Here is a 25,592-nt window from a genome sequence, read left to right as displayed (position 1 = left end):
ACAGAGCGCACATGAACCTGACCCCTCGCACCCTCGGTGCCCTGCTGCTCGCCGGGCTCGCGCTGCCCGCCCTGGCCCCCGCTCCCGCCCTCGCCGCGCCGGCCGCCTTCCGGGAGGGGCACACCGCCGCGGAGATCGGCCGGTTCCTCACGCGCTTCTACGGCGACCACGGGCCCTCCGCGCACGACCGCCGCCACCACGTCTCCCAGGTCCTCAAGGACCGGCAGAAGGAGAACGCCGGCAGCGACGTCCTGCTCTGCGTGCAGGAGCGGCCGCAGGAGCGGCCGCAGGAGCGGCCGCAGGAGCGGCCGCAGGACATCGGTGTCGGACCGGTCACCGTCGCGCAGTCCGCCGGGGTGGGCTGGGCCACCGTCACCACCCACTGGGGCGGCGACCGCACCGACACCTTCACCGCGTACGTGCGCCTGGACACCAGGCCCATCCGGGTCGACGACGTGATCTGCGCGGGCTGACCGGCCGTTGGGCGTTCCCGGCCGACCGGGCACCCCTGTGCACAACGCCCGTATCTGGTACAACACCGCCATGACGGGATTCGTGATCACCGGGGCGAGCGGCGCCGACATGGAGATGATGCGGGCCTGGGCCGAGGAGGAGGGCTGGAACCCGGGGGAGTCGGACCGGTTCGCCTTCGCGGTCGCCGACCCGGAGGGCTTCCTCGTGGGACGGCTCGACGGTGAACCCGTCGCCTGCATCTCGGCCGTCCGCTACGGGTCGGACTTCGGGTTCATCGGCCTCTACATCGCCCGGCCCGCCTTCCGCGGCCGAGGATACGGGATGCGCCTGTGGCGCGCCGGGACCGACCGCCTCGACGGACGGCTCGTCGGGCTGGACGGGGTCGTCGCACAGCAGGCCAACTACCGTGCATCGGGCTTCCGCCGGGCCTGGAACAACGTACGTCTGGAGGGGGTGCCCGCCGCCGGTGACGACACCGGGTCCGACTCCGGCGGAGCCGGGATCGTGGACGCGGCCACCCTCCCCTTCGCCCTCCTCGCGGCCTACGACCGGCGGTTCTTCCCCGCGCCGCGGGACGCCTTCCTGGCCGCCTGGACCGGGCTGCCCGGCCGGACGGCCCTCGCGGCCGTGCGCGACGGCCGGGTCGAGGGTCTGGGCGTGATCCGGCCGTGCAGCGGCGCGCACCGCATCGGTCCGCTGTACGCGGCCGACGCGCGGACGGCGGCCGCCCTGCTGCGGGGGCTCTGCCGGCGGGCCGGCGGCGGACCGGTGTCCGTGGACGTGCCGGATGCGAACCCCGAGGCGGTCCGCCTTCTCGAGGGGCTGGGTCTGGTGGCCACCTTCGAGGCCGCCCGCATGTACACGGGGCCGGCGCCCGAGGTGGCCATGGCGGAGATGTTCGGTGTGGCCAGCCTCGAGCTGGGCTGACAACAGAGGCGCGTACGGGCCCGGCGCGCACCCCGGTGGTGCGGTGCGGGCCGGACGGCGGTCGCACGGCGCCGTCCGGCCCGTCCCCTCCCGCGGGCCCGGGTCCTCCCGGGTCAGAAGTCGAACAGGGCACCCGTGGTGTTCCGCAGGCCGCACGGGTTGGCGAAGGTGTAGGCGTAGCTGAACCGCTGCCCCTGCCAGACCCCGTCCGCCGTCACCGTCATCGGGTTCCACTCGCGGGTGCACACGGCGTCGGCCGCCGGGGCGGCGAGCGGGTCCAACTGGGCTCCGGCGGCTCGTAATTCGCGACACGCGGCGCCGGGGTTCGGGTGGGTCCCCCCGGGCGTCGGCGCGCAGACCAGTGTCACCGCGCGCAGGACCGTGCCGGTGTCGGCGTCCGCCCCGGCGCTCACGCTCAGGACGAGCGCGGACGGCGCGTACAGGCTCTCCGTGCCGGCCGGTGCGGCGCCGGCCGTGCCGGGCCAGGCCAGCGCGGTGAGCGCGGTGAGCGCCATGGCGGCGGAACCGAGTCCGAGACCCCTTGCGATGGACCGCATTGCGAACACTCCCTTGGGTTGGTGTTTCGGATAGCGGACAGAGTCTTGCCGACGCGGGCCGCGAACGCCCGTCCCCCCCTCTCGTTTTACGTCACCCATCGTGTGCGGATGAGTGCAGACAGCAGCGGTGGGGTGGTGCTGACCAGTGCGGGAAGAGTCGCCCGAATCGGCCGAACACCGACACGAAACCTCCCCGAAACCTTCGGAACGGGCCGCGCGGCGCATTCCGGAGCACGCCGCGGCCCCGGCGCACCGCCCGTGGGTGCGCCGGAGTGGTCCGTCCTCGGGGAACCCCTCGGACCGTCCTCGGGGCCGGGCCCTAGCCGGCCGCGCTCAGCCGGGGGGCGTAGAGGTCCATCAGCCGGGTGCGCGTCTGCTGGAGGCGCATCGCGAGGACGCGCCCGACCCAGTGCCCGACGGCCGAGCCGAAGGCGGGATCGGCGTCCATCAGCATCCGGACCGCCGCGGCGTCGAACTCGTACGCGCGCACGGGCGTCATCGCCTCCGCGCCGAGCTGCCACACGTACGGCGGGAACAGCCAGGACCAGCCCACCAGCTCCCCGGGGCCGAGGTTCTCCACCGGGGCCGGCCGGCGGCCCGCCACCGGGACCTCCAGGGTCACCGTCCCGGAGCGCACGATCCAGAAGGCGTCCGCACGGTTCCCCTCGTCGAAGATCCGCGCGTTCTCCGGGAAATTGACCTCACGGGCCTGCGACATCAGCCGTCCGCGGTGCTCCGTGGACAGGACGGCGGCGATTCGGATGGGGGAAGGTGTGCTCACGACGGCCTCCGATCGGACCCCCCGCGACGCTCCTGCTCTCCCAGTGTCGCCGACGCGGGCCGGATTTCGACCCCGCCGGGAACGGGTTTCTGCCCGGCATGCCCCGGCCCCGGGCTCCACGCCCCCCGCGGCGCTCAGTCCTCCCCGTTCGCCTCCATGCAGGCCAGCTCCATCGCGTCCAGGACCGCCTCGTGGCTGCGACCGCTGAGCTCGGCCACGTTCTCGATCTGCGCCGTGGCCCAGGCCGCCAAGGTCATCACCAGCACACGCAGGCCGTCCGTGCCGTGCTGGGCCAGCACCGAGTCGGCGACGATCATCGCCTCCTCGGGGACCTGTTCGGGCGGCTCCAGGCCGGCGAGGCCGCGCAGCATGACGAGGGTGCGGCGGGAGATCTCGGGCGTCATCCCCGCCAGCCGCATGTCCTCTTCTTCGTCCATCCGCCCCGCCTTCCGCAGCCGTGCCCGGTTATCAGGGCACGGTAGAGGGGGCGTCGCCCCGCGCGCGGGCGTTTCGCCAGGGTGACGCTGCGTGAGCGGGCGCGGAAGGCCGGAACCCGCACCCCGGTGGGAGCGCCGGGGCGCAGGCGCCGCACCTCCCGCGAAACCGTTCCCGCGTTCGCCTTCCGTCGGGGGAGACCCGCCGGTAACTTGACCCGCGGCTGCCGCCCCGCCCGGGCGGCCGAACCCCGGCGGGAGCACGATGAAGTCCCTGTTACGCGCCGCCCTGTGCGCCCTCCTGCTCACGGTCGGCACGCTGCCCGCGCACGCGGCCCCGGCCCCGGAGGCCGCCCCGGCGGGCGCGGCCGCCGCCGAGGCGTGGACCCCGCCGCTGTCCACCCGCGGCCGCTACGTCGTCGACGCCGCGGGCAACCGCTTCCGCCTGCGCTCCGGGAACTGGGACGGCGCCCAGGGCTCCTGGAACGGCTCGGGCGACCGCAACGACCCCGCCACGCACCACAGCGGCCAGAACGCCAACGGCATCCCGCTCGGCCTGGACCGGGTCCCGATGGCGACCCTGCTCGCCGACTTCCGCGCCCTGGGCCTCAACAGCATCCGGCTGCCGTTCTCGAACGAGATGCTGCGCACCACCACCCCGGTCCCGGACGCGGCCGTCGCCGCCAACCCCGCACTGCGCGGCCGCACCCCGCTCCAGGTCTTCGACGCGGTCGTCGCGGCCCTCACCGACGCCGGCTTCGCGGTGATCCTCAACAACCACACCGTCACCACCCGCTGGTGCTGCGGCCTCGACGGCAACGAACGCTGGAACAGCGGCCGCACCACCGCGCAGTGGGCCGACGACTGGGTCTTCCTCGCCCGCCGCTACCGCGAGAACCCGCGGGTGGTCGGCGCCGACCTCTACAACGAGGTCCGCCGCGACGTCCTCGACGACCCCAACTGGGGCCTCGGCGACCACCACGACTGGCACGCGGCAGCCCAGGAGGCCGCGGACCGCATCCTGACGGAGGCCAACCCGAACCTGCTGATCGTCGTCGAGGGCATCAACTGGTTCGGCCTCCCCGTGGACGGCTTCCCGCACGGCCGCCCCACCCTCACCCCGGTCCGCACCCTGTCCCACACGCTGGTCACCTCGCACAAGCTCGTCTACTCCGCGCACTTCTACGGCTACACCGGCCCCCGGCACAGCGGCGCGACCGGCATCGGCGAGACCAGCGACCTGCGCTACCAGGACATGACCGCGGAGCAACTGGAACAGACCCTCTACGACCAGGCGTTCTTCGTCTCCGCGGAGACCGGCGCACATTTCACCGCCCCCGTGTGGATCAGCGAGTTCGGCATCGGGGCCGACGAGGGCGGGGCCGCCCCGCGCACCTGGTTCGAACGCCTCACCGGCCATCTGACCCGCACCGACGCCGACTTCGCGTACTGGCCGCTCGTCGGCTGGAGCACCACCGCGACGGGCGCCCCCGGCGGCGACACCTGGGCCCTGCTCCGCTACGACACGGCCGGCCGCCGCTCCGGCGTACCGGACCCGGGTGACTGGCGCACCGCACGCTGGTCCGGGCTGGTCGCCACCCCCGGCCGCCAGGGACCCGTACCGGCCGCGACCGCCTGGTACCAGCTGACCACGGACCACCGGGACCACAACGCCTCGCTGCTCACCCGGGCCGCGGGCGACTGGGACGGCGGGGCCCGCAAGGCGGTCTGCCCCGACGGCTCCCGCCTCACCGGGCTGAGCCACACCGGAGGCCGCGGCCTGTGCGTCGACTCGGGGCTGCGCGCCGCGTCCGGCGGGCACACGGTGGTCCGCGACGAGAGGTACGTCCCGGCGGGCGGGGACTGGGCCGGCGGATACACGAAGTACCAGTGCCCGCAGGGCCAGTTCCTGACCGGGTACAGCCTGCGCGGCGCGAGGGTCTCCGCGGCGCTGTGCGCCCCGGCCCGTACCGTCCTCCCCGCGGGTGGCCGCACCCTGTGGTTCGACCGCGGAGACAACCGCCCCGAGGGCGCTCCCGGAGCGGACTACGCCGCCGGCCACTACAAGGGCCAGTGCGCCGCCACCGAGTACGTGGCGGGCATCGCCTTCACGACCCGGTTCGCCGCGCGGCCCTCTCCGGCCGCGCTGCTGTGCCGTCCGCTGCCGGGCCCCGACGCGCCGTAGCGCGCGCCGCGACGGCCAGGGCGACCAGGACCAGGGCCGCCGCCACCGCGAAGGTGACGCGGGTGGCGGCGGCCACGGCCCCGGGGGAGGCCGTCGCCACGTCCGTCCCCGCGGCGGCGGCGTGCGCGAAGACCGCGCCCATGACGGACGCACCGGTGACGAGCCCGAGGTCGCGCGAGAGGTTCAGCGTGCCGGAGACCACTCCCCGCCGGTCGGGCGGCACGTCCGCCATCACCCCGAGGCCGAGGACGGTGGCACGGGACGCGCCCCAGCGGTCCGCCAGTTGCCCGGCGGGCACCCCGGGCATCTCCAGGAGCACGCTGTCGCGTCTGGAGTCCGGCGGGCGCCGGCCCAGTCTGGAACTGCTGCTCCCGCTCGCCGCCGCCTACCGGGTCCCCCTGGACGAGCTGGTGGGCGCCCCCGAAGTCGGCGACCCCCGGGTGCGGCTGACGCCCCGGACCCTGCCGGGCGGCGGCACGGTCGTCCCCCTCACCCGCGGGCCCGGACCGCTCCAGGCCTTCAAGATGCTCATCCCCCACCGCGGCAGCGAGCCGGACCCGCGGACCCACGAGGGCTACGAGTGGCTGTACGTGCTGGACGGGCGGCTCCGCCTCGTCCTCGGGGCGCACGACCTGGTCCTCGGGCCGGGCGAGGCCGCCGAGTTCGACACCCGGCTGCCGCACTGGTTCACGAGCGCCGACGAGGGGAGGCCGGTGGAGATCCTCAGCCTGTTCGGCAGGCAGGGGGAGCGGATGCACGTCCGGGCCCGGCCCAAGGCCTGAGACCGGGCCCGGTTCTGGCGCGATTTCGTGGCCGAAATACGTCAGGTGGGGTGAATCGGGGGCCGAACCGATCTAAGGTGCGCCCATAAGCATCGTCGCGGACACCTGTTCGGCGGTTTCCGGCCATGCCCCGCCAGTGGCGCCTTCCGGCCGCACCGCACACCCAACTGGGGGGTTCATGCGTACATCCCGAGGGCCGGCGGCCGCGGCCGCGGTCGCCCTGGCCCTGGCCGGCACCGGTGCGGGCCTCGGCCTCGCGCCGCAGGCGGCGGCCATCACCCCGCCCGTCTCCTTCACCGCGGACGCCCTGCCGACCTGGCAGCCCGACGGGGTCGTCTGGGCCCTCGCCGAGGCGGGCGGCCAGATCTTCGCCGGCGGCACCTTCTCCACCGTGCGCCCGCCCACGGGCGGCTCCGGCAGCGAGCAGGACGCCGTGAACTTCGTGGCCCTGGACGCCGCGACGGGCGCTCCGACCGCCTGCCGACTGTCCTTCACCGTCGGCTCCGGCACGGCCACCGTCCGCGCCCTCGCCCTCTCGCCCGACAAGAAGACCCTCTACGCCGGCGGCTACTTCGGAGCCGTCAACGGCACCGCCGTCTCCAGCCTCGCCGCCGTCGACGTGGCGAGCTGCACGGTGAAGACCGGCTTCCGCCCCGCCTTCGCCGCCACCGTCCGGGCCCTCGCCGTCACCGGCGACACGGTCTACGCGGGCGGCGACTTCCTCACCGTCGCAGGCCAGCCGCGGCAGCGCTTCGCCGCCGTCGGCGCGGCCGACGGGTCCCTGAAGCCCTTCACCGCCGACGCCGACGAGCCCGGACGCGCCGTCGAGGTCACCCCCGACGGCAGGAACGTCGTCCTCGGCGGCGACTTCTTCACCGTCAACGGGACCAACACGCACGCGCTGGCCGTCGTCGACGCGACGAGCGGCGCCCTCGCCAAGTCCTACCCGGGCTTCATCGAGACCAACTCCGTCGTCAAGGACATCGCGACCGACGCGACCGGCTTCTACACCGCCAACGAGGGCACCGGCGGCGGCGTCTTCGACGGCCGGATCGCGCTCGACCTCCCCGGCTTCGGCCAGCGCTGGCGCGACACCTGCCTGGGAGCCACCCAGGCCGTCCTGCCGCACGAGAACGTCCTCTACAGCGCCTCGCACGCCCACGACTGCGCCGCAATGGGGGAGTTCCCCGACGGCCGGCGCCACCACCTGCTCGCCCAGCCGACCACGAGCACCGGCAAGCTGGGCTGGTCCCCCGACACCAACGACGGCATCGGCGAGGGCATCGGCCCGCGCGTGATGACGGTCGGCGCGAAGAACGGGGTGGAGTACCTCTGGGTCGGCGGTGAGTTCACCACCGTCAACGGGGCGGCGCAGCAGAGCCTGACGCGGTTCGCCTCCACCGGGGACACCGGCGCGCCCACCGTGCCCGTGGCCAGTGCGGTCAGCTTCACCCCGGGCGAGGCCGAGGTGCGCTGGCGCACCAGCCTCGACCTCGACGACAGCGCGCTGACCTACCGGATCTACCGCAACGGCGCGGCCACCCCGATCGCCACGGTCACCGCCGACTCCCTCTTCTTCTCACGCCCGCAGGCCTCCTGGAAGGACACCACCGTCTCGGCGGGCCAGTCCTACACCTACCGGGTGACGGCCACCGACGCGGCCGGCAACACCAGCGCCCTGTCCGCCACGGCGAGCGTGACCGTCCCCACCCGGGCCGAGAGCTACCCGACCCGGGTCCGCGCCGACGGGGCGCAGCTCTACTGGCGCTACGACGACGCGGTCCTGCCCTACGCCGCCGACTCCTCCGCCGGCGGCAACCAGAACGGCGTGCACTGGAACGCCCCCGCCCTGCGCCAGACGCCCGGCGCGGTCTCCGGCGCGAGCACGGCGATCGGTTTCAACGGCACCGACTCCCGGATCTTCGCCGACAAGCGGCAGACGGTGGGCAGCGCCTACACCATCGAGACCTGGTTCCGGACGAACACCACCCGCGGCGGCAAGCTCTTCGGGTTCGGCAGCAACCAGGACCGCGGCAGCTACCAGTACGACAAGCACTTGTACATGACCAACGACGGCCGCGTGGTCTTCGGCGCCTACACCGGCGTCACCCGCACCATCGCCACCGGCGCCGCGTACAACGACAACAAGTGGCACCACGTCGTCGCCACGCAGGGCCCCGGCGGGATGACCCTCTATGTGGACGGCGTCCAGCGGGGCACCCTGGCCGTCACCACGCACGAGAACTACTCGGGCTACTGGCACGCGGGCGGCGACAGCCTCGGCGGCTGGCCCGACCGGCCGACCAGCGACCACTGGGCCGGGCAGCTCGACGAGAGCGCCGTCTACCCGAGCGTCCTCAGCGCGGCGCAGGTGCAGAACCACTACGCCCTCGCCACCGCCCCGGCGGACTCGGTGGTCCGCGTCACCGCCGGCGAGGACACCTACGCCAACGCCGGCGCCCCCGGCACCAACTACGGCACCTCCGGCTCCCTCGCCGTGCGCGGCACCTCGTTCTACGCGAGCTACCTGCGCTTCGACCTGCCGGCCGCGCCGGCCGGCACCGTGCTGAAGTCGGCCGTCCTCAGCGTCAAGACGAGCACGATGAGCGGCGCCGGGACCACGGACACCGTCTCGGTCGTCCCGGTCACCGGCTCCTGGAGCGAGGGAGGGACCACCTACAACAACCGTCCCTCCCTGGGCGGTCCCGCCGTGGGGTCCTTCGCGGGGATCCCGGACGGGTCGGCCGTCCACACCGCCTCGCTGACCACCGCCACCGTCGCCGCGGAACTCGGCGGGAGCTACAACCTGGCGCTCGGCAGCAGCGGGACCGACGCCCTGTGGCTGTGGTCCTCCGAGGCGCAGGCGGCCGAGGGGACGCCGCAGCTGACGCTGACCTTCGGCGCGCCCTGACCCACCCGGGGCACAGGTACGGAGAGGGGCCCCTCCACGGCCGGCGAGAGCCGCGACCGTGGAGGGGCCCCTTCCCTGTCGATGCCGGCCGAACACACGACGGTGACCGTCCGCGGCGCGGGCGGTCCCGGTGCGACGGAAACCGGACAGGCCCGCCGGAAGTCGTTCCCGACGTGCCCGACACATCCCCTACTGACCAGTACCTTTCTCGGTGCGCGTTTCCGGATGGGGGTTGAATTCACGCCGTTGTTCTTTCTGTGCGCATGATGTGAGGGGCGCCCTTTTCCGAAATGCGGGGCGCCTCGGCAGTGCCCGTGGGCCCTTGAGCCCCCGTCGGATCAGTGCCGCAGCGTTGACCCGTAAGTAACTTGCCGCTAGTTTCGCTACGGCCACCGAACGGCTCGAATTCTCTTGCGAGCCTGCGCGCGACCCATGCCTTCCTTCGGAACTTTCGTTGACGAAAAACCATCCCCGGTAATGCATCGCATATTCGGAGAATTATGACGTCGGCAGAGAACGTCCAGGATCTGGTCATCGGATTGACTCCTTTCGGCGAGCCCGACGCGCGGCTCGCGGCCGCCGTCACCCGCGGTGGGGGGCTCGGCGTGATGGACCTCGGAACCGGGGACCGCGCGGCCCGCACGGCATGGGCGGACCTGCGCAGGTGGCTCCCGGACCGCCACGGGATTCGCGTCGGAGCGCAGTGCCGATTACCCGTCGACGAGCTCGCCCACGACGCGTTGCCGCACACGGTGGTGATCGGTGCCGGGGCCGCCTGGAGCCCCCGGGACCTGCCGCGGGGCGTGCGGGTGCTGGCCGAGGTGACCAGTGCGGACGAGGCCCGGACCGCCCTGGACGCGGGCGCCCACGGGCTGATCGCCCGCGGCAGCGAATGCGGTGGACGGGTCGGAGAACTCGGCACCATCACCCTGCTCCCGCAGGTGCTCGACCTCGCCGGCCCCGGCGGCCCCCCGGTCTGGGCCTGCGGGGGCATGGCACCGGGTACGGCCGCCGCCGCCGTGATGGGCGGCGCGGCGGGCGTGGTGCTGGACACCCAGCTTGCGCTCCTGGCCGAATCCGCGGTCCCCGCGTCCGTCGCGGCCGTCCTGCGCGGCATGGACGGCTCCGAGACCACCCTCCTGGCCGGCCACCGGTTCCTCCACCGCCGTGCGCGTGGAACCGCGGCCGGGGACGGCCTGCCCGACGACCCGGAGCGGGTGGCCTCCCTGCTCGGCGGCCGGGGTGCGGAAGGCCGGCTGCTTCCCGTCGGCCAGGACGCCTTTCTCGCCGACCGGTTCGCCGAACGGTACGGGGACGCCGCGGGAGCCGTCCGTGCCGTCACCGAAGCGGTGCGGGCCGCCGTCGCGGGACACGGCGCCACGGACCTCCTGCGCCCGGGATCGGCCATGAGCCGCGCCCTGGGCACCCGCCTTCCGATCGCCCAGGGCCCCATGACGCGCGTCAGCGACGGCGTCCCCTTCGCCCGGGCGGTGGCCGAGGACGGGGCCCTGCCGTTCCTGGCCCTGGCCCTCGCCGGTCGTGACCAGGCCCACGCCCTGCTGGCCGAGGCCGGGGCCGCGCTGGCCGGCCGGCCGTGGGGGGTGGGCGTGCTCGGATTCGCCCCGGAGGAGACCCGCACCGCGCAACTGGAGGCCGTACGCGCCCACCGGCCCACCCACGTGATCATCGCCGGGGGCAGGCCCTCGCAGGCACGGTCCCTGGAAGCCGACGGCATCAAGGCCTTCCTGCACGTGCCGTCACCGGGGCTCCTGCGCCAGTACCTGGAACAGGGCGCCAGGCGGTTCGTCTTCGAAGGAGCCGAATGCGGCGGCCACGTCGGGCCGCGCAACAGCTTCCCGCTCTGGGAGGCCCAGCTCGCCGTGCTCGGCGACTGGCTGGACCGGGAGCCGGACGGCGCGGCCGGTCTCGAGGTCCTGCTGGCCGGCGGGATCCACGACGCCCGTTCCGCGGCCATGGCCGCCACCCTCGCGGCCCCCCTGGCCGCTCGCGGCTGCGCCGTGGGTGTGCTGATGGGCACGGCCTACCTCTTCACCGACGAAGCGGTCGCCTGCGGTGCGATCCAGCCGCTGTTCCAGCGGCAGGTCCTCGCCGCCGAGCGGACCGCGCTGCTGCACACCGCCCCCGGGCACGCCACCCGCTGCGTGCCCAGCCCGTTCACCGACGGTTTCCGCGACCTGGAGGAGGAGCTGCGTTCCGAGGGCCTCGCGGGACGTGAGGTGTGGGAGCGGCTGGAGCGTCTGAACGTCGGCCGGTTGCGCATCGCCAGCAAGGGCGTCGAGCGTGGTGCCGCCGGAGCCCTGACACCCGTGGACGAGGCGCGCCAGTACGCCGAGGGGATGTTCATGGCGGGGGAGGCCGCCGTGTTGCGCACGGCCACCACGACCGTCGCCGCCCTGCACACGGCCGTCGGCGACGGAGCCGCGGAATTCCTCGAACGGCGTTCCGCCGGCCTCCGCGGCGTCCTCGGAGCGGACCCCGCCGCCGCAGGCGCCGAGGCCTCCGTACCCGCCCCGCTGGACGTGGCGATCGTGGGGATGGCCTGCATGTTCCCGAAGGCGCCCGACCTGGCCGCGTTCTGGGCACTCGTCCTCGACGGACAGGACGCGGTGACCGAAGTGCCCCCGGAGCGCTGGGACCCCGACGTGCACCATTCCGCCGAACCGGGGGCGGCCAGCGCCTCCAAGTGGGGCGGATTCCTGCCCCGCATCCCCTTCGACCCGCTGCGCTACGGAATACCTCCCACCTCCCTGGGCAGCATCGAGCCCGTGCAGCTCCTGGCGCTGGAGGCCTCCCGGCGTGCTCTGGAGGACGCCGGATACGGGGACGCGGGCAGGGACTTCGACCGCACCCGGGCCGGCGTGGTGTTCGGCGCCGAGGCGGGCAGCGACCTGTCCAACGCCACCACCCTGCGGGCCGTCCTCCCCTCCTACTACGGCCGTGTCCCCGCCGCACTGGACGAGCAGCTGCCGCAGCTCACCGAGGACACCTTCCCCGGCATGCTCGCCAACGTCGTCTCCGGCCGGGTGGCCAACCGCCTCGACCTGAGGGGCACCAACTTCACCGTCGACGCCGCCTGCGCCTCCTCCCTGGCCGCCGTCGACGTCGCCTGCAAGGAACTGCTGCTCGGCACCAGCGACATGATGCTGTGCGGAGGCGCCGACCTGCACAACGGCATCAACGACTACGCCCTGTTCACCTCCGTCCACGCGCTCTCGCCCACCGGCCGGTCGAGGCCCTTCGACGACGGATCCGACGGGATCGTCCTGGGGGAGGGCGTCGCCTGCGTCGTCCTCAAGCGCCTCGCGGACGCCGAACGCGACGGCGACCGCGTGTACGGCGTCATCAAGGGGGTCGGCAGCTCCAGCGACGGCCGGTCCCTCGGGCTGACCGCCCCGCGTCCGGAAGGCCAGCGGGCGGCCCTGGACCGGGCCTACCGCAGTGCCGGCGTGTCGCCCGCACAGGTCACCCTCGTGGAGGCACACGGCACCGGGACCGTCGTCGGCGACCGCACCGAACTGGGCGTGCTCACCGACGTGTTCAGCCGGGCGGGAGCACCGAGCGGCGCCTGCGTCCTGGGATCGGTCAAGTCGCAGATCGGCCACACCAAGTGCGCGGCGGGACTGGCCGGGCTCATCAAGACGACCCTCGCCCTGCACACCGGCATCCGGCCCCCCACCCTGCACCTGGAACGTCCGGTCGCCGTCTGGAAGGAGGGCGAGAGCCCGTTCGTCTTCCACCAGGAGGCGCTGCCCTGGTCCGCCCCTCCCGAGCGGCGCTTCGCCGGCGTGAGCGCCTTCGGCTTCGGCGGAACCAACTTCCACGTCGTCCTCGCGGCGCACGGCGACGGACCGCCGCCGCTCCACGCCCGGGACGCCTGGCCGGCAGAGCTGTTCGTCCTGCGGGGCACGACACCGGCAGCCGCCCGCCGCGCCGCCGCCGACCTGCTCGACCTCGCCACCGAGGCCGAAGCGGGCACCACCGCCTGGCGGTTGCGCGACCTGGCCGTCACGGCCTCCCGCCGCGCGGCCGGGGCACAGGGGCCCGTACAGGCCGCCTTCGTCGCGCACGATCCGGCCGAACTGTGCGCGCGGCTGCGGCAGTCGCTCGACAGCCTCGACGGCCTCGAGTCCTCCGACCCAGCCGACGGAGAACGACAGGCGCGCCCCGGGGCCGTGACGACCGGTGCACCGCCGCTGGGGATACACCTGCGGGCGGGCGAGGCCGCCGAGCCCGGCCTCACGGCGTTCCTGTTCCCCGGACAGGGAAGCCAGCGCCCCGGGATGTCCGCCCACCTGCTCACCTGCTTCCCGGACCTGGTCCGGTTCCCGGACGGTGGCGGCTCGCCCGTTCCGGATGCCCTCTACCCGCCCACCGCCTTCGACGACGCGGCCCGGGAGCGGGCCCGGCGGGCCCTGACCGACACCAGAGCGGCCCAGCCCGCCCTGGGGCTCGTCGAACTCGCAACGTACGAGGTCCTCACCCGGGCCGGTGTCCGCCCCGACCTCGCCGCCGGCCACAGCTACGGCGAACTGGCCGCGCTGTGTGCCGCCGGCGTCGTCGACCCCGACGCGCTGCCCGGCCTGAGCGCCGCCCGCGCGGCGGCCGTGCTCGGCGCGACCGGGGAGGACCCCGGGACGATGGCCGCCGTCGCCGCGACACCCGAGGACGTGGAACGGGCCTTCGGCGGGCGGCTCCCGGAGGGCCTGGTCGTCGCCAACCACAACGCTCCCCGGCAGAGCGTGCTCTCCGGCCCGACCGCCGCCGTCGACGCGGCGATCCGTCATCTGCGCGAAGCCGGTCTCGGCGCGCAGCGGCTCCAGGTCGCCTGCGCGTTCCACAGTCCGGTGCTCGCCGCCGCGGGCCCCGTCTTCCGGCGCGATCTCGCCGCGCACGCCCTGCGCGCACCCGAGTTCCCGGTCTGGGCCAACCGGACCGCCCGCCCCTACCCGGCCGATCCCGACGCCGTACGCGACGAACTCGCCGCCCAGATCGGGTCCCCGGTCCGCTTCGTGGCGCAGATCGAGGCGATGTACGAGGCCGGCGCGCGCACCTTCGTCGAAGTGGGGCCCGGGCGCGTCCTGACCCGGCTCGTGGCGGACATCCTCGCCGGACGTCCCCACCGCGTCGTCGCCTGCGAGCCACGGGCCGGCAGCGGCCTCCCGCACCTCCTGGACGCGCTCGCGCAACTGGCCGCCGCCGGGCTGCCGGTGGTCACGGACTGGATGTTCCAGGGCCGGGACGCCGTGGACATCGACCGCACACCCGCACCCCGCCGCCCCGGATGGACGGTGGACGGGCACCTCGTCCGCACCGCCTCGGGCGAGACGATCCCGGGCGGCCTGGCCCCGGCCCGACGAGTGGTGGAGACCCCCATGACGACCGATCCCGACCGGCTCCCGGACGCCGCCGCCGGCACCGCCGACGCCCTCGTCGCCGAGTTCCTCCGGACGAGCCGCGACATGGTCGCCGCGCAACGCGACGTCCTGCTCGCCTTCCTCGGCGCCGATCCGCTGGCGAGACCCCTCACGCTCCCGGGTACGAGAGCTCTTCCGGCCGCGACCGCGTCGTACGGCGAACCGTACGGGCTGCCGGAGCCCTCGGCGCCCGCCGCGGCCCACCCGGCACCGGGGACGCACACCACGGCCCCGCCGCGCGCACCCGCACCCGTGCCCGCGGCCGGATCCGGAACCGGACCCGGCGGCGAGGCAGCCCTCACCGAGGAGGGGGTGCTGCGCACGGTGCTGGAACTCATCAGCGAGCGCACGGGCTACCCGCTGGACATGGTGGAACCCGACCTCGACCTGGAGGCCGACCTCAGCGTCGACTCCATCAAACGCGCCGAGATAGCCGGTGAACTCGCCCGCCGCCTGGGCGCCTTCGACGACTCCGCCGGGCCCGCACTGGACGACGCGGAGCTGGAGGAGCTCACCCGCGCCCGGACGGCGTCGGCCATCGCCCGGTGGATGGTCGCACGGGCCACCGGTTCCGCCGCGGGCCGGGCACCCGACGCGGCCGCCGCCGCGCAGCCCGAGGCCGCGGCGGCCACCGCACCGGACGCCGGTCAGGACGACCGGCCCCTCGTCGCGGCTCCGCAGCGCTTCACCATGCTCCCCGTCCCCCTGCCCGCGCGGGCCGCCGCGGCCGGACCGGCGCAGCTCGCGGGCAGGCGGTACGCCCTCGTCGGCGACGGCACCGGCGCCCTCCACGGCGTCGCGGCGGAACTGTCCGCCCGGCTGGCCCTCGCGGAGGCCGATCCGGTCCTCCTCACCCCCGAACAGGTCGCGCGCCAGGAGCCGGGACCGCTGGACGGCGCCGTCCTCCTCACGGTGCTCGGGGACGACGACGCCCCGTTCCTGCCGACCGGATTCCCGCTCGTGCGGGACGTCCTGCGGCGCGGTCCCCGAGAGCTGCTCGTCCCGCGCACGGCGACCGGGATCCGGGGCGCCGGGATGGACGGGCTCCTCCGCACGGCGGCACGGGAGTACCCGGCGGTGAAGGTACGCGGCGTCGGGCTGGATCCGGGGGTCCCCGTCACGCCCGCCGGGGCGGCGGACGCCGTGCTGGCCGAACTCCTCGCGGACGACGCCGTACCGGTGGTCCTGCGCACCCCCACCGGGAGGTTCGCACCGGAACTCACCGCAGCCCCGCTCGGCGCCCTCGGCACCACGGGAGCCGGTCCCGCAGGGGAGGGCGCCGCCGAAGCGGCAGCCCTGGGCCTGGACCGGGACAGCGTCGTCGTGGTCGTCGGCGGGGCCCGCGGGATCGCCGCGCACTGCGCGGGTGCCCTCGCGACCGCCTCCCGGTGCCGGATCGAACTCCTCGGGCGCACACCGGCACCGCACGGACCCGAGGACGCGGAGACCTCCGGCGCCCCGGACCGGGCGGCCCTCCGGGCCGTGCTCGCGGGCACCGGCCGGTACACCACCCCCGCCGAGATCGCCCGCGCCGCCGACCTGATCCTGGCCCAGCGCGAGGTGACCGCGACCCTGGACGCCCTGAGTGCCGCGGGCAGCCGGGTCCGCTACCGCAGCGTGGACTGCCGGGACGCCCCGGCCGTGCTCCAGGCGGTCAAGGAGATCCACTCCGAGCACGGACGCATCGACGGGGTGATCCACGCCGCGGGCATCATCGAGGACCAGCTGATCGAGGAGAAGTCCCCCGCGTCGTTCGACCAGGTGTACGGCACCAAGACCGACAGCGCCGCGGCACTGCTCACCGCCCTGGAACAACTGCCGCGCACCCCCTCCTTCACCGTGCTGTTCGGCAGCATCGCCGCCGTACTCGGCAACCGGGGCCAGGCCGACTACGCGGCGGCCAACGACGCACTGGAGACGCTGGGCGCCGCCTGGGCCCAACGGACCGGACGCCGTGCGCTGACCGTGCACTGGGGCCCGTGGGCGCCCTCCGCGCACCACACCGGCATGGTCGGCCCCGAACTGGCCCGGCACTACGCCCGGCGGGGGATCAACCTCATCGACCCCGAGGCGGGCGGACTGACCCTGCTGCAGGAGCTCGCCTGGGGCGAGCCGGCCACCCGCGCGGTCGTGTACACCGCCTCGGAGTGGTGAGATGACCCCCCGCGACCACGACGGCACCCCCCACACCCCGGTCGCCATCACCGGCATGGCGGTGCTGCTGCCCGGGGCGCCCGACCTGGAGACGTACTGGCACAACCTCCGCACCGGTGTCGACGCGATCGGCGACGTCCCCGCGGGACGCTGGGACCCCGACTACTACCACCCGGGAAGCGCCTCCGAACCGCCGGCCGCCGACCGGGTGTACTGCCGGCGCGGCGGCTTCGTGGACTCCCTGGCCGACGTCGACGTCACCCGGTTCGGCGTCATGCCGCACTCGGTGCCCGGCACCGAACCCGACCAGCTGATCGCCCTCCACGTCGCCGCTCGTGCCCTCGCGGACGCGGGCGGCCCGGAGCGGCTGCCGGACCGCGACAGGGTCGGCATCGTGCTCGGCCGGGGCGGCTACCTCACCCCCGGACTGGTCCGGCTCGACCAGCGCGTCCGCACCGCACGCCAGCTGACCCGCACCCTCGGCGACCTCGTGCCCGGTCTGAGTCCGGAGCAACTGGAGCGCGTACGGACCGCGTTCACGGAACGCCTCGGACCGGACCGGCCGGAGGACGCCATCGGCCTGGTGCCCAACCTGGCCGCGTCCCGGGTCGCCAACCGCCTGGACCTGCGCGGCCCGGCCTACACGATCGACGCCGCATGCGCCTCGTCCCTGCTCGCCGTCGACCAGGCGGTGGCCGCGCTCGCCTCCGGGCGCTGCGACGTCATGCTCGCCGGGGGAGTGCACCACTGCCACGACATCACGCTGTGGAGCGTGTTCTCGCAGCTGCGGGCGCTCTCCCCGAGCGAGCGCATCCGCCCCTTCCACCGCGGCGCCGACGGCATCCTCATCGGCGAGGGCACCGGCGTGGTGGTCCTCAAGCGGCTGAGCGACGCCGAGCGCGACGGCGACCGCGTCTACGCCGTGATCCGGGCCACCGGTGTCAGCAGCGACGGCCGCACCTCGGGGCTGGTCAATCCGGACCCGGCCGGGCAGACCCGCGCGGTCCGCGCGGCCTGGCGGGCGGCCGGCCTGGACCCCGCCGAGCCCGGCTCCCTCGGGCTGCTGGAAGCCCACGGCACCGCGACCCCGGCGGGTGACGCCGCCGAACTCGCCACGCTCCGCGCGGTGTTCGGCCCGCCCGCGGCGAGCGTGACGGACCCGGGCGACCGGCCCGTGATCGGCTCGGTGAAATCCATGATCGGGCACGCGATGCCCGCGGCCGGGGTCGCCGGACTGGTCAAGGCCGCCCTCGCCGTCCACCACGGCACGCTCCTGCCCACCCTGCACTGCGAGGAGCCGCACCCGGCGCTCGCCGCCACCCGCTTCCGCTCCCTGGCCGAGGCCACCCCCTGGACCGGACCGCCCGGACGCCCCCGCCGGGCCGCCGTCAACGCGTTCGGCTTCGGAGGCATCAACGCACACGTCGTACTCGAGCAGGCACCCGCCACCGCCGGTACGCCCGCTCTGCCCGCCAACCCGCCGGCCCGCCGGGCCACCGTCGCGGAGGGCGAACGCGTGCTGCTCCTGGGCGCGGCCACACCCGAGGCGCTCCGCGCCCTGCTGGAGGACACCGACCCCCTCGCCGCACCCGGCACCCCCGACGCCGGGCCCGCGCGTCTGGGCATCGTCGACCCGACACCCAAGCGGCTCGCACTGGCCCGGCGCGTCGTCGGGCAGGGCACGCCGTGGCACGGCCGCAACGACGTCTGGTTCGCCCCACAAGCCCTGCTCGGCTCCGGACGGGGCCGGACGGCGTTCCTCTTCCCCGGACTGGAAGGAGAGTTCACGCCCCAGGTCGACGACGTCGCCGACCACTTCGGGCTGCCCCGGCCGGCCCTCGGAGCACCCGGTGCGGACCCCCGGGGCAGCCTGGGCCGGCACGGGCTCGGCGTCGTCGCCGTCGGACGACTCCTCGACCGGGCCCTGCGCCGGCTGGGCATCGTCCCCGACGCCGTCGCCGGACACAGCGTCGGCGAGTGGACCGCCATGGTCGTCGGCGGGCTCTACGAGGAGCACGCCGTCGACGCCCTCGTGCACACCCTCGACCCCGAGACGGTCCGGGCCGCCGACCTCGCCTACGCCGCGGTGGGCGCCCACGCCGACCGGGTCGCCCTGGCCCTGGCCGACGGCGGCCCCCCGTCCGTCGTCCTCTCGCACGACAACGCACCGAACCAGTCGATGGTGTGCGGACCGCCCGCCGACGTCGAAGCCTTCGCCACCCGGCTGCGCGCCGACGGAATCCTCGTGCGCACCCTGCCGTTCCGGTCCGGATTCCACACCCCGATGCTCGAACCGTGCCTGGAGCCCTTCAAGAAGGCCGCCGACGCGATGAGACTGCGCCCCCCGCACGTCCCCGTCTGGTCCGGCACCACCGCGGCGCCCTTCCCCGCCGGCGAAGCCGCCGTCCGCGCGCTGTTCGTCCGCCACCTCCTCGAGCCGGTCCGCTTCCGCGCCCTGACCGAGGCCCTGTACGGGGCCGGCGTCCGGGCCTTCGTCCAGGTCGGCCCCGGACAGCTCGGCTCCCTCGTCGGCGACACCCTGGCCGGGCGGGACCACCTCGTCGTCGCCGCCAACTCCCCGCACCGCAGCGGCGTGGCGCAGCTGCGTCGGGTCGCCGTCGCCCTGTGGACGATCGGCGCGCCCAGCGACCCCCGCGCACTGGACGCGCCCCGCCCGGACCGCCGCCCCGGGTCCGCCCCCGCTCCGGACCCGGCGCCCCGGCCCGTCCGCCTCGACCTGGGCAGCGCGCTGGTCGACCTGCCGCCGGACCCCCGGCTCGTGACCGCGCTCGGCGAGGACCCGGCCGTCGCCCTGGAGCCCGCGCTGTCCTCCTCACCGGTGGCGGCCGAGCTGGCGGCCCTGCTCCGGGAGACCGCGCGGACCACCGCGACCCTGATCGCCGCGGCGGGCACGGCCCGACCGGCCGCGGTACCGCCCCGCCCCGCCCCGGAAGCCCCGCGGCCGGCACCGCGGCGACCTGCCGCCGATCCGTCCCCCGTCCTCCTGCGCGAGAACGTACGCGTCAGCGCGGAGCGGATGCCGTACCTGCTCGACCACTGCTTCTTCCCGCAGCGCGCCGGATGGCCCGACGTCGCCGACCGGTGGCCCGTGGTGCCGGCCACCACCATCGTGGCGCACCTGATGGAGGCGGCCGAGCGCTCCGCACCGGGCCGCGTGGCCGTGGCGGTGCACGACGCCTGCTTCGACCGGTGGCTCACGGCCGCCGGTGCCGTGGACGTGCCCGTCACCGTGACCCGGCAGGAACCGGACCGGGTGGCGGTCTCCTTCGGCCCCGACGCCCGCGCGGTGGTGGAGCTCGCGGACCGCCACCCCGACCCGCCGCCCGCTCCGGAGCCCCCCGACCCCGGATCGGAGCGCGTCCCCGCGCACACCGCCGAGCAGATCTACCGCGAGCGGTGGATGTTCCACGGCCCGTCCTACCAGGGCGTGACGCGCCTGTCCGCGATCGGGGAGCGGCACGTCCGCGCCACACTGACCACCCCGCCCGCACCGGGCGCCCTCCTGGACAACGTCGGACAGGTGCTCGGGTACTGGATCATGGCCACGCACGAGCGGCGCACGGTGGTCTTCCCGGTCCGCATGCGGCAGATGCGCTTCTTCGGCCCGCACCCGGCCCCCGGCACCCCCGTGGAGTGCCTGATCCGGATCGTGTCCCTGACCGACACCCTGCTCGAGGCGGACGCGGTGCTCACGGTCGCCGGACGGGTGTGGGCGCGGCTCACCGGCTGGCAGGACCGCCGCTTCGACAACGACCCCCACACCCGGCCCGTCGAGCGGTTCCCCGACCGCAACACCCTCTCCACCGCCCGCCCCGGCGGCTGGTCCCTGGTCCACGAGCGCTGGCCCGATCTCGCCTCACGGGAACTGATCATGCGCAACGTGCTGGGCGACCCCGAACGCACCCGGTACGCCGAACGCCCGCCCCGGGGCCGCCGGCAGTGGCTGCTCGGCCGGATCGCCGCCAAGGACGCGGTGCGCCGCCTGCTCTGGGAGGGCGGCGAGGGACCCGTGTACCCGGCCGAGTTGGTCGTGCACAACGACGCCTCGGGCCGGCCGTACGTCACCGGGCGCCACGGCCGGGAACTGCCGCCCCTGGAGGTGTCGATAGCCCACTGCGCCGAAGCCGGCGTGGCCTACGCCCGGCGCACGCCACCGCACGGCGAGGGAGCGGGCGGGCGGGGCGCGGGCGGCCCGGGCATCGACATCCAGGAGATCGACGAGCCCGCCGACGCGACCGTCGCCACCGCCCTCACGGAGGCCGAACGCGAGCTGCTGGCCGCCCGGCAGGGGACGGACGCGGGTGCGCGGGCCCTGTGGTTCACCCGCTTCTGGGCGGCGAAGGAGGCCGTCGCCAAGGCCGAGGGCACCGGGTTCGCCGGCCGGCCGCGCGACTTCGAGGTGACCCGTGCCCGCGCCGACCGGCTGACCGTGACGGTGCGCCCGTCCCCCGGCCCGTCCGGTGGCCCGTCGACCTCCTCCCGCACGTACCAGGTGTCGTGCGAGCGGGTCGGCAATCCGCCCGGACTGCCTCCGCGCGCGTACGTCGTGGCCTGGACCACCGGCCCGGACCCGGACCCCCCGGGCGCGGCCCCCCTCCGTGACGAAAGGGACCAGACGTGACCACCACCCGGCCCAACGCCCCCGCACCCGGCGGCTCCGTGCGTGCCGACGAGTCGGCGGTCCTCACCGACCTGACCGGCATGATCGAGAAGGTGATGGGGGAGTACGGGCTCGACGACACCGAGATCACGGCGGAGACCCGGTTCGGCCGCGACCTCGAACTGGAGAGCATCGACCTGGTGACGCTCGCGGGGCTGCTGGAGGAACGCTACGGCCGATCGGTCAACTTCGCCGAGTTCGTGGCCTCGATGGAGCTGGAGGAGATCATCGAGCTCAGCGTGGGCCGGCTCGTCGCGCACGTCTGCCGGTGCCTGAGGGCCGAAGGGCAGGCCGGGGCATGACGATCGTCGACACCGGCGAGGTCCGACTGCACGTCCAGCGCCTGGCGGCGCACCCCACGGCCGCGGACACGGGCCCGGTCGGCACGGTCGTCCTGCTCCACGGGCTGCTGACCGACAGCCTGGCCAGCTATTACTTCACCGTCGCCCCCGCCTTCGCGGCAGCCGGCCTGGACGTGGTCATGTACGACCACCGCGGGCACGGCCGCAGCGGGCGGCCGCCGCGGGGCTACGGGCTCGAGGCCTTCGTCGACGACCTGGACCTGCTCCTGGACCGGCTCGGCGTGCGGACCCCCGTACACCTGGTGGGCAACTCCTACGGCGGGACGGTCGCCTTCGGTCTCGCACGCAGGCGGCCGGAGCGGGTGGCCAGCATGGTGGTCGTCGAATCGGAACCGGCGACCGCGGCCTGGGCAGTCAAGCTCGCCGGGCTGCTGGACCGGGTCCGCCGCGAGATGAGCGTGAACGAGGACGGCGCCCTCGCCTGGATAGCCACCCACCACGGCGGCCACACCGCCCGGCTGGCGAAGTCCGCCGGGCGGCTCGTCCGCGACACCACCCTCGCCCGTGACATCCCGGCGAGTGCGGTCCTGGACGACGACGACATCCGCGCGATCGGCTGCCCGGTCCTCGCCCTGTACGGCGCCGACTCCGACCTGGCCGACCAGGCACCCCGCATGCGGGCGCTGTTGCCGCACTGCGAGACCCAACTGCTCCCCGGCCACCGGCACTCGGTCCTGGTGGAAGCACCCGACCGGGTGCGCACGCTGGTCCTCGACTGGGTCGGCCGGCACTCCCGGCCCCCTGCCGCCGCCCGGGGGAGGGCCCGGTGAGCCGCTTCCTGTTCGTGGTGCCGCCCCTGGTCGGGCACATCAACCCGGCCGTGGGAGTCGCCGCCGCGCTCGCGTCCCGCGGACACCGGGTGGCCTGGGCGGGCCGACCCGACCTGGTACACGGCCTCGCGGGCCCGGACGCGGACGTGTACGCCTGCACGATCCCCGGCGAAGCCCCGGGCGGGGACGCCGGGCCGGACACCTCCCGGCCCGCCGACATCCGGGGGCCGGAGGCCCTGCGGTTCCTGTGGGAGCGCTTCCTCGTCCCGCTGGCCGAGGCGATGGCCCCGGGCGTGCGACGGGCCGTCGAGGCCTTCCGGCCGGACGTGGTCGTCGCCGACCAGCAGGCACTGGCGGGTGCCCTCGTGGCGGAGGACCTCCGGCTCCCCTGGGCGACCTCGGCGACCACCTCGGCCGAGCTCACGGACGCCCTGGCGTCGATGCCCCGGGTCGACGCCTGGTGCCGGGCACGGCTGAGCGACCTGCGCGCCAGGATCGGCGATCCGGCCGGGAGCGGCGACCCGCGCTTCTCCCCCCACCTCGTCCTCGTCTTCAGCACCCCGGAGCTGGCGGGCGGTGCCGCCCGGGGCCGCGATCAGGTGCGCTGGGTCGGACCGTCCCTGACGTCCCGGCCCTCCCCGGCCGCCTTCCCCTGGGAACGCCTCGATTCCCGACGCGCCCTGGTCCTGGTCACCCTGGGCACGGCCAACACCGATGTGGGGGCACGCTTCCTGACCCGGTCGGCCGACGCCCTGCGGGCCCGGGCCGACCGGGTGCAGGCCGTCGTCGTGGACCCGGCGGGCGCACTCGGCACCACCCCGCCCTCCGACAACGTCATCGCCCTGCCCACCGTCCCCCAGCTCGACCTGCTGGCACGCACCGACGCCGTCGTCTGCCACGGCGGGCACAACACCGTGTGCGAGGCGTTGTGGCACGGGGTTCCCCTCGTGGTCGCACCCATCCGGGACGACCAGCCGATCGTGGCCGCCCAGGTGGCCGGCGCCGGGGCGGGCGTCCGGGTCCGCTTCGGACGGGCCGACGCCGACACGATCGGCAGGGCCGTCGACACCGTCCTGCACGACCCCGGTCCACGGGCCGCCGCCGACACGATCGCGCGCGCCTTCCGCGACGCGGGCGGCGCCCCGGAGGCCGCACGCCATCTGGAACGACTGGCCGACGGCCGGAAGGACAGGGCATGAACGCCGTTTCCCGCGAGGCCCGCAGGCTCCGGGTGGCCGCGCTGCGCGAGGCCTACGCCAAGGAGCTCGCCGACGGCACCGCCGTCTTCTTCGCCGAGCGCGCCACCGCCTGCCCCTGGTGCGCATCGCCCCGGATCCGCGGGCACCTGCGGACCACGGACCTGTTCCAGCACAAGCCCGGCCACTTCACCCTCGACCGCTGCGAGGACTGCGGCCACGTCTTCCAGAACCCCCGGCTCAACGACCGGGGACTCGCCTTCTACTACCGCGACTTCTACGACGGCATCGGCGAGGAGCAGCTGGGCAGCCTCTTCGCCGGGCGTACGGCGTCCTACCGCTCCCGGGCCGCATCGGTGAAACCGCACCTCACGGGCCGCGCCGAGTGGCTGGACGTCGGCACCGGGCACGGACACTTCTGCCACAGTGCCGCCGCCGTGCTCCCGGAGGTCGCCTTCGACGGGCTGGACCGCTCCGACGGAGCGGAGCTCGCGGAAGGCGCCGGCCGCGTGCGCCGCGGCCACCGGGGCTCGTTCCCCGAACTGGCCGGGAGTCTCGCCGGCTCCTACGACGTCGTGAGCATGTTCCACTACCTGGAACATTCCACCGCTCCCCAGCGCGAACTGGAAGCCGCCCACACCGTCCTGAGGCCCGGAGGGCTGCTGGTCATCGACGTACCGGATCCCGAGAGCCGGTTCGCCCGGCTCCTGGGCCGCTGGTGGCTGCCCTGGCTCCAGCCGCAGCACCTTCACCTGGCGCCGGTGGCCAACATGCGCCGACGGCTGGCCGAGACCGGTTTCACGGTCGTGGCCGAGGAACACGGGCAGGCACACGACGCGGTCGACCTGCTGGCCGCCGTATGGATCGCGCTGAACGCCGTCGCCCCGCGGGAGGACCTGCCGTGGCTGTCCCCACCGCCCGGGCTTTTGCGGCGGGCGCTGCGTACCGCGGTGCTGGTCACCGGGGTACCGCTGCTGCTGGCGGCGACCCTGGCGGACCGGCTCACGGCACGGCTGTTCGCGGGCCGTCTGCGGCTGACCAACGCGTACCGCCTGATCGCCCGGAGGGAGGCCTAGCCTGCCGCCGCGCCCGCACGGGGACCGGGGGACGGGGACTGCCATCGGACCTCGCCGTCCTGGAGGTGCCCGGTCGGCCGGAGTCCGCAGGCCCGCGCGACCGCGGCCGACGCGGCGTGCTCCGGATGGACGTGGGCGATCAGACGCTCCACGGGGAGGCCCTCCAGCCAGGCGGCGAGCGCACGGGCCGCCTCCGAGGCGAAGCCCCTGCCCTGCCACGGCACACCGACGACCCAGGCCAGCTCGGCGAGGCCGGCCGCCGGAGTGACGGTCGCCTGGACCGTACCCACCAGGTCGCCCGGACCGCGCAGCCGCAGCACCCAGTTCGCCCAGACCACCGCCGGGTCGGGGGAGCCCGCGGCGAGCCGTTCGTAGCGGGCGCGCAGCGCGTCGCGCGACAGGGGCGCGCCGCCGGTGAAGGCGTGCAGGGCGGGATCGGCGAGGACCCGGCTCATCTCGTCGGCGTGCTCCACCGCGAGCGGGAGCAGGTCCAGTCGCGCGGTGGCGAGGGCGACCGGCCGCACCGGGGGCCGGCGCACCTTCGCGGCCGCTCCGGCCCGGGGCACGCCGTCCACGGACAGGCAGATGCCGAGCACCCGGTCGTAGCCGGTCCAGCCGTTCACGCGGCCGTGGTTGTTGCTGATCTGCACGCGCCGGCGCGGCGCGTCCACGGCGGAGACCAGGTGGAGGTGGACGGTGCCGGCCACGCGCGCCAGCACGATGTCACCGACCTCGACCCGGTCCGGGTCGGCCGGTGCCACCCGGACCTTCTGCCGGCTGTGCACCAGCGGCGCCATCGAACCGCCGGTCGGCCGGAACTCCACCGTCTCCCCGCGGCCGATACGGTCCGCCTGCGCGTCGAGCATG

The 25,592-nt window shown here is 75.1% G+C and carries 16 protein-coding genes; 11 read left to right on the top strand and 5 right to left on the bottom strand.

Annotation, left to right across the window (positions count from 1 at the left end; all coding sequences use genetic code 11):
* The first annotated feature begins 11 nt into the window (after positions 1–11).
* Positions 12–473, top strand: a complete 462-nt coding sequence (locus ACPU2J_RS03700; protein ID WP_423832739.1) for a hypothetical protein — start codon at positions 12–14, stop codon at positions 471–473.
* Positions 474–543: 70 nt separating this feature from the next.
* Entirely contained in the window at positions 544–1,401 is an 858-nt protein-coding gene (locus ACPU2J_RS03695) for a GNAT family N-acetyltransferase (protein ID WP_423832738.1), read from the top strand.
* Positions 1,402–1,514: 113 nt separating this feature from the next.
* On the opposite strand, the gene ACPU2J_RS03690 is transcribed toward ACPU2J_RS03695, so the two are convergent.
* The 3 genes from ACPU2J_RS03690 to ACPU2J_RS03680 form a co-directional block, all read right to left on the bottom strand.
* A complete protein-coding gene (locus ACPU2J_RS03690) occupies positions 1,515–1,958 on the bottom strand; it encodes a subtilase-type protease inhibitor (protein WP_420081753.1) in 444 nt (147 codons plus the stop codon).
* Positions 1,959–2,277: 319 nt separating this feature from the next.
* The gene (locus ACPU2J_RS03685; protein WP_365496218.1) at positions 2,278–2,739 is read right to left on the bottom strand and encodes a Crp/Fnr family transcriptional regulator; all 462 of its coding nucleotides are present in this window, start codon (positions 2,737–2,739) and stop codon (positions 2,278–2,280) included.
* A gap of 134 nt (positions 2,740–2,873) precedes the next feature.
* The gene (locus tag ACPU2J_RS03680) at positions 2,874–3,176 is read right to left on the bottom strand and encodes a hypothetical protein (protein WP_361603518.1); all 303 of its coding nucleotides are present in this window, start codon (positions 3,174–3,176) and stop codon (positions 2,874–2,876) included.
* Positions 3,177–3,438: 262 nt separating this feature from the next.
* Here ACPU2J_RS03680 and ACPU2J_RS03675 point away from each other — a divergent pair, with 262 nt between their 5' ends.
* On the top strand, positions 3,439–5,358 hold the full coding sequence (locus ACPU2J_RS03675; protein ID WP_420081754.1) for a glycoside hydrolase family 5 protein: 1,920 nt from the start codon (positions 3,439–3,441) through the stop codon (positions 5,356–5,358).
* On the opposite strand, the gene ACPU2J_RS03670 is transcribed toward ACPU2J_RS03675, so the two are convergent.
* On the bottom strand, positions 5,282–5,590 hold the full coding sequence (locus ACPU2J_RS03670; RefSeq protein ID WP_423835052.1) for a hypothetical protein: 309 nt from the start codon (positions 5,588–5,590) through the stop codon (positions 5,282–5,284). The genes ACPU2J_RS03675 and ACPU2J_RS03670 overlap by 77 nt on opposite strands.
* Between ACPU2J_RS03670 and ACPU2J_RS03665 the strand changes: the two genes are divergently transcribed.
* The 8 genes from ACPU2J_RS03665 (at position 5,499) to ACPU2J_RS03630 (ending at position 24,725) form a co-directional block, all read left to right on the top strand.
* Positions 5,499–6,140 carry a helix-turn-helix domain-containing protein gene (locus ACPU2J_RS03665; protein ID WP_423834926.1) on the top strand — a complete coding sequence of 214 codons (642 nt, stop codon included), beginning with the start codon at positions 5,499–5,501 and terminating at the stop codon, positions 6,138–6,140. The genes ACPU2J_RS03670 and ACPU2J_RS03665 overlap by 92 nt on opposite strands.
* A gap of 178 nt (positions 6,141–6,318) precedes the next feature.
* Entirely contained in the window at positions 6,319–9,051 is a 2,733-nt protein-coding gene (locus ACPU2J_RS03660) for a DNRLRE domain-containing protein (RefSeq protein WP_423832737.1), read from the top strand.
* A gap of 500 nt (positions 9,052–9,551) precedes the next feature.
* Complete coding sequence (locus tag ACPU2J_RS03655; RefSeq protein WP_423832736.1) at positions 9,552–16,640, top strand: SDR family oxidoreductase; 7,089 nt, start codon at positions 9,552–9,554, stop codon at positions 16,638–16,640.
* Position 16,641: 1 nt separating this feature from the next.
* Positions 16,642–21,282, top strand: a complete 4,641-nt coding sequence (locus ACPU2J_RS03650; protein ID WP_423832735.1) for a beta-ketoacyl synthase N-terminal-like domain-containing protein — start codon at positions 16,642–16,644, stop codon at positions 21,280–21,282.
* Positions 21,279–21,623 carry an acyl carrier protein gene (locus tag ACPU2J_RS03645; protein ID WP_365496206.1) on the top strand — a complete coding sequence of 115 codons (345 nt, stop codon included), beginning with the start codon at positions 21,279–21,281 and terminating at the stop codon, positions 21,621–21,623. Before ACPU2J_RS03650 ends, ACPU2J_RS03645 begins: the two co-directional genes overlap by 4 nt.
* The gene (locus tag ACPU2J_RS03640) at positions 21,620–22,453 is read left to right on the top strand and encodes an alpha/beta fold hydrolase (protein ID WP_423832734.1); all 834 of its coding nucleotides are present in this window, start codon (positions 21,620–21,622) and stop codon (positions 22,451–22,453) included. The genes ACPU2J_RS03645 and ACPU2J_RS03640 overlap by 4 nt, the downstream gene beginning before the upstream one ends.
* Positions 22,450–23,652: a glycosyltransferase gene (locus tag ACPU2J_RS03635; protein ID WP_423832733.1), complete on the top strand. Its 1,203-nt coding sequence runs from the start codon at positions 22,450–22,452 to the stop codon at positions 23,650–23,652. The genes ACPU2J_RS03640 and ACPU2J_RS03635 overlap by 4 nt, the downstream gene beginning before the upstream one ends.
* Complete coding sequence (locus ACPU2J_RS03630) at positions 23,649–24,725, top strand: class I SAM-dependent methyltransferase (protein ID WP_423832732.1); 1,077 nt, start codon at positions 23,649–23,651, stop codon at positions 24,723–24,725. The genes ACPU2J_RS03635 and ACPU2J_RS03630 overlap by 4 nt, the downstream gene beginning before the upstream one ends.
* On the opposite strand, the gene ACPU2J_RS03625 is transcribed toward ACPU2J_RS03630, so the two are convergent.
* The gene (locus ACPU2J_RS03625) at positions 24,722–25,249 is read right to left on the bottom strand and encodes a GNAT family N-acetyltransferase (RefSeq protein ID WP_420082508.1); all 528 of its coding nucleotides are present in this window, start codon (positions 25,247–25,249) and stop codon (positions 24,722–24,724) included. The genes ACPU2J_RS03630 and ACPU2J_RS03625 overlap by 4 nt on opposite strands.
* Positions 25,250–25,592 lie beyond the last annotated feature (343 nt).

It is taken from the genome of Streptomyces manipurensis, from assembly GCF_049570255.1.
GTDB lineage: Bacteria > Actinomycetota > Actinomycetes > Streptomycetales > Streptomycetaceae > Streptomyces > Streptomyces manipurensis.
The sequence above is the reverse complement of the archived record's forward strand: the minus strand, read 5'-3'. Positions and strand labels throughout refer to the sequence as shown.

Coding starts and splice junctions, on each gene's coding strand:
- ACPU2J_RS03670 (WP_423835052.1), bottom strand. CDS start 5,590: ATGGCGGACGTGCCGCCCGACCGGCGGGGAGTGGTCTCCGGCACGCTG.
- ACPU2J_RS03650 (WP_423832735.1), top strand. CDS start 16,642: ATGACCCCCCGCGACCACGACGGCACCCCCCACACCCCGGTCGCCATC.
- ACPU2J_RS03665 (WP_423834926.1), top strand. CDS start 5,499: ATGACGGACGCACCGGTGACGAGCCCGAGGTCGCGCGAGAGGTTCAGC.
- ACPU2J_RS03680 (WP_361603518.1), bottom strand. CDS start 3,176: ATGGACGAAGAAGAGGACATGCGGCTGGCGGGGATGACGCCCGAGATC.
- ACPU2J_RS03640 (WP_423832734.1), top strand. CDS start 21,620: ATGACGATCGTCGACACCGGCGAGGTCCGACTGCACGTCCAGCGCCTG.
- ACPU2J_RS03700 (WP_423832739.1), top strand. CDS start 12: ATGAACCTGACCCCTCGCACCCTCGGTGCCCTGCTGCTCGCCGGGCTC.
- ACPU2J_RS03690 (WP_420081753.1), bottom strand. CDS start 1,958: ATGCGGTCCATCGCAAGGGGTCTCGGACTCGGTTCCGCCGCCATGGCG.
- ACPU2J_RS03655 (WP_423832736.1), top strand. CDS start 9,552: ATGACGTCGGCAGAGAACGTCCAGGATCTGGTCATCGGATTGACTCCT.
- ACPU2J_RS03630 (WP_423832732.1), top strand. CDS start 23,649: ATGAACGCCGTTTCCCGCGAGGCCCGCAGGCTCCGGGTGGCCGCGCTG.
- ACPU2J_RS03675 (WP_420081754.1), top strand. CDS start 3,439: ATGAAGTCCCTGTTACGCGCCGCCCTGTGCGCCCTCCTGCTCACGGTC.
- ACPU2J_RS03695 (WP_423832738.1), top strand. CDS start 544: ATGACGGGATTCGTGATCACCGGGGCGAGCGGCGCCGACATGGAGATG.
- ACPU2J_RS03660 (WP_423832737.1), top strand. CDS start 6,319: ATGCGTACATCCCGAGGGCCGGCGGCCGCGGCCGCGGTCGCCCTGGCC.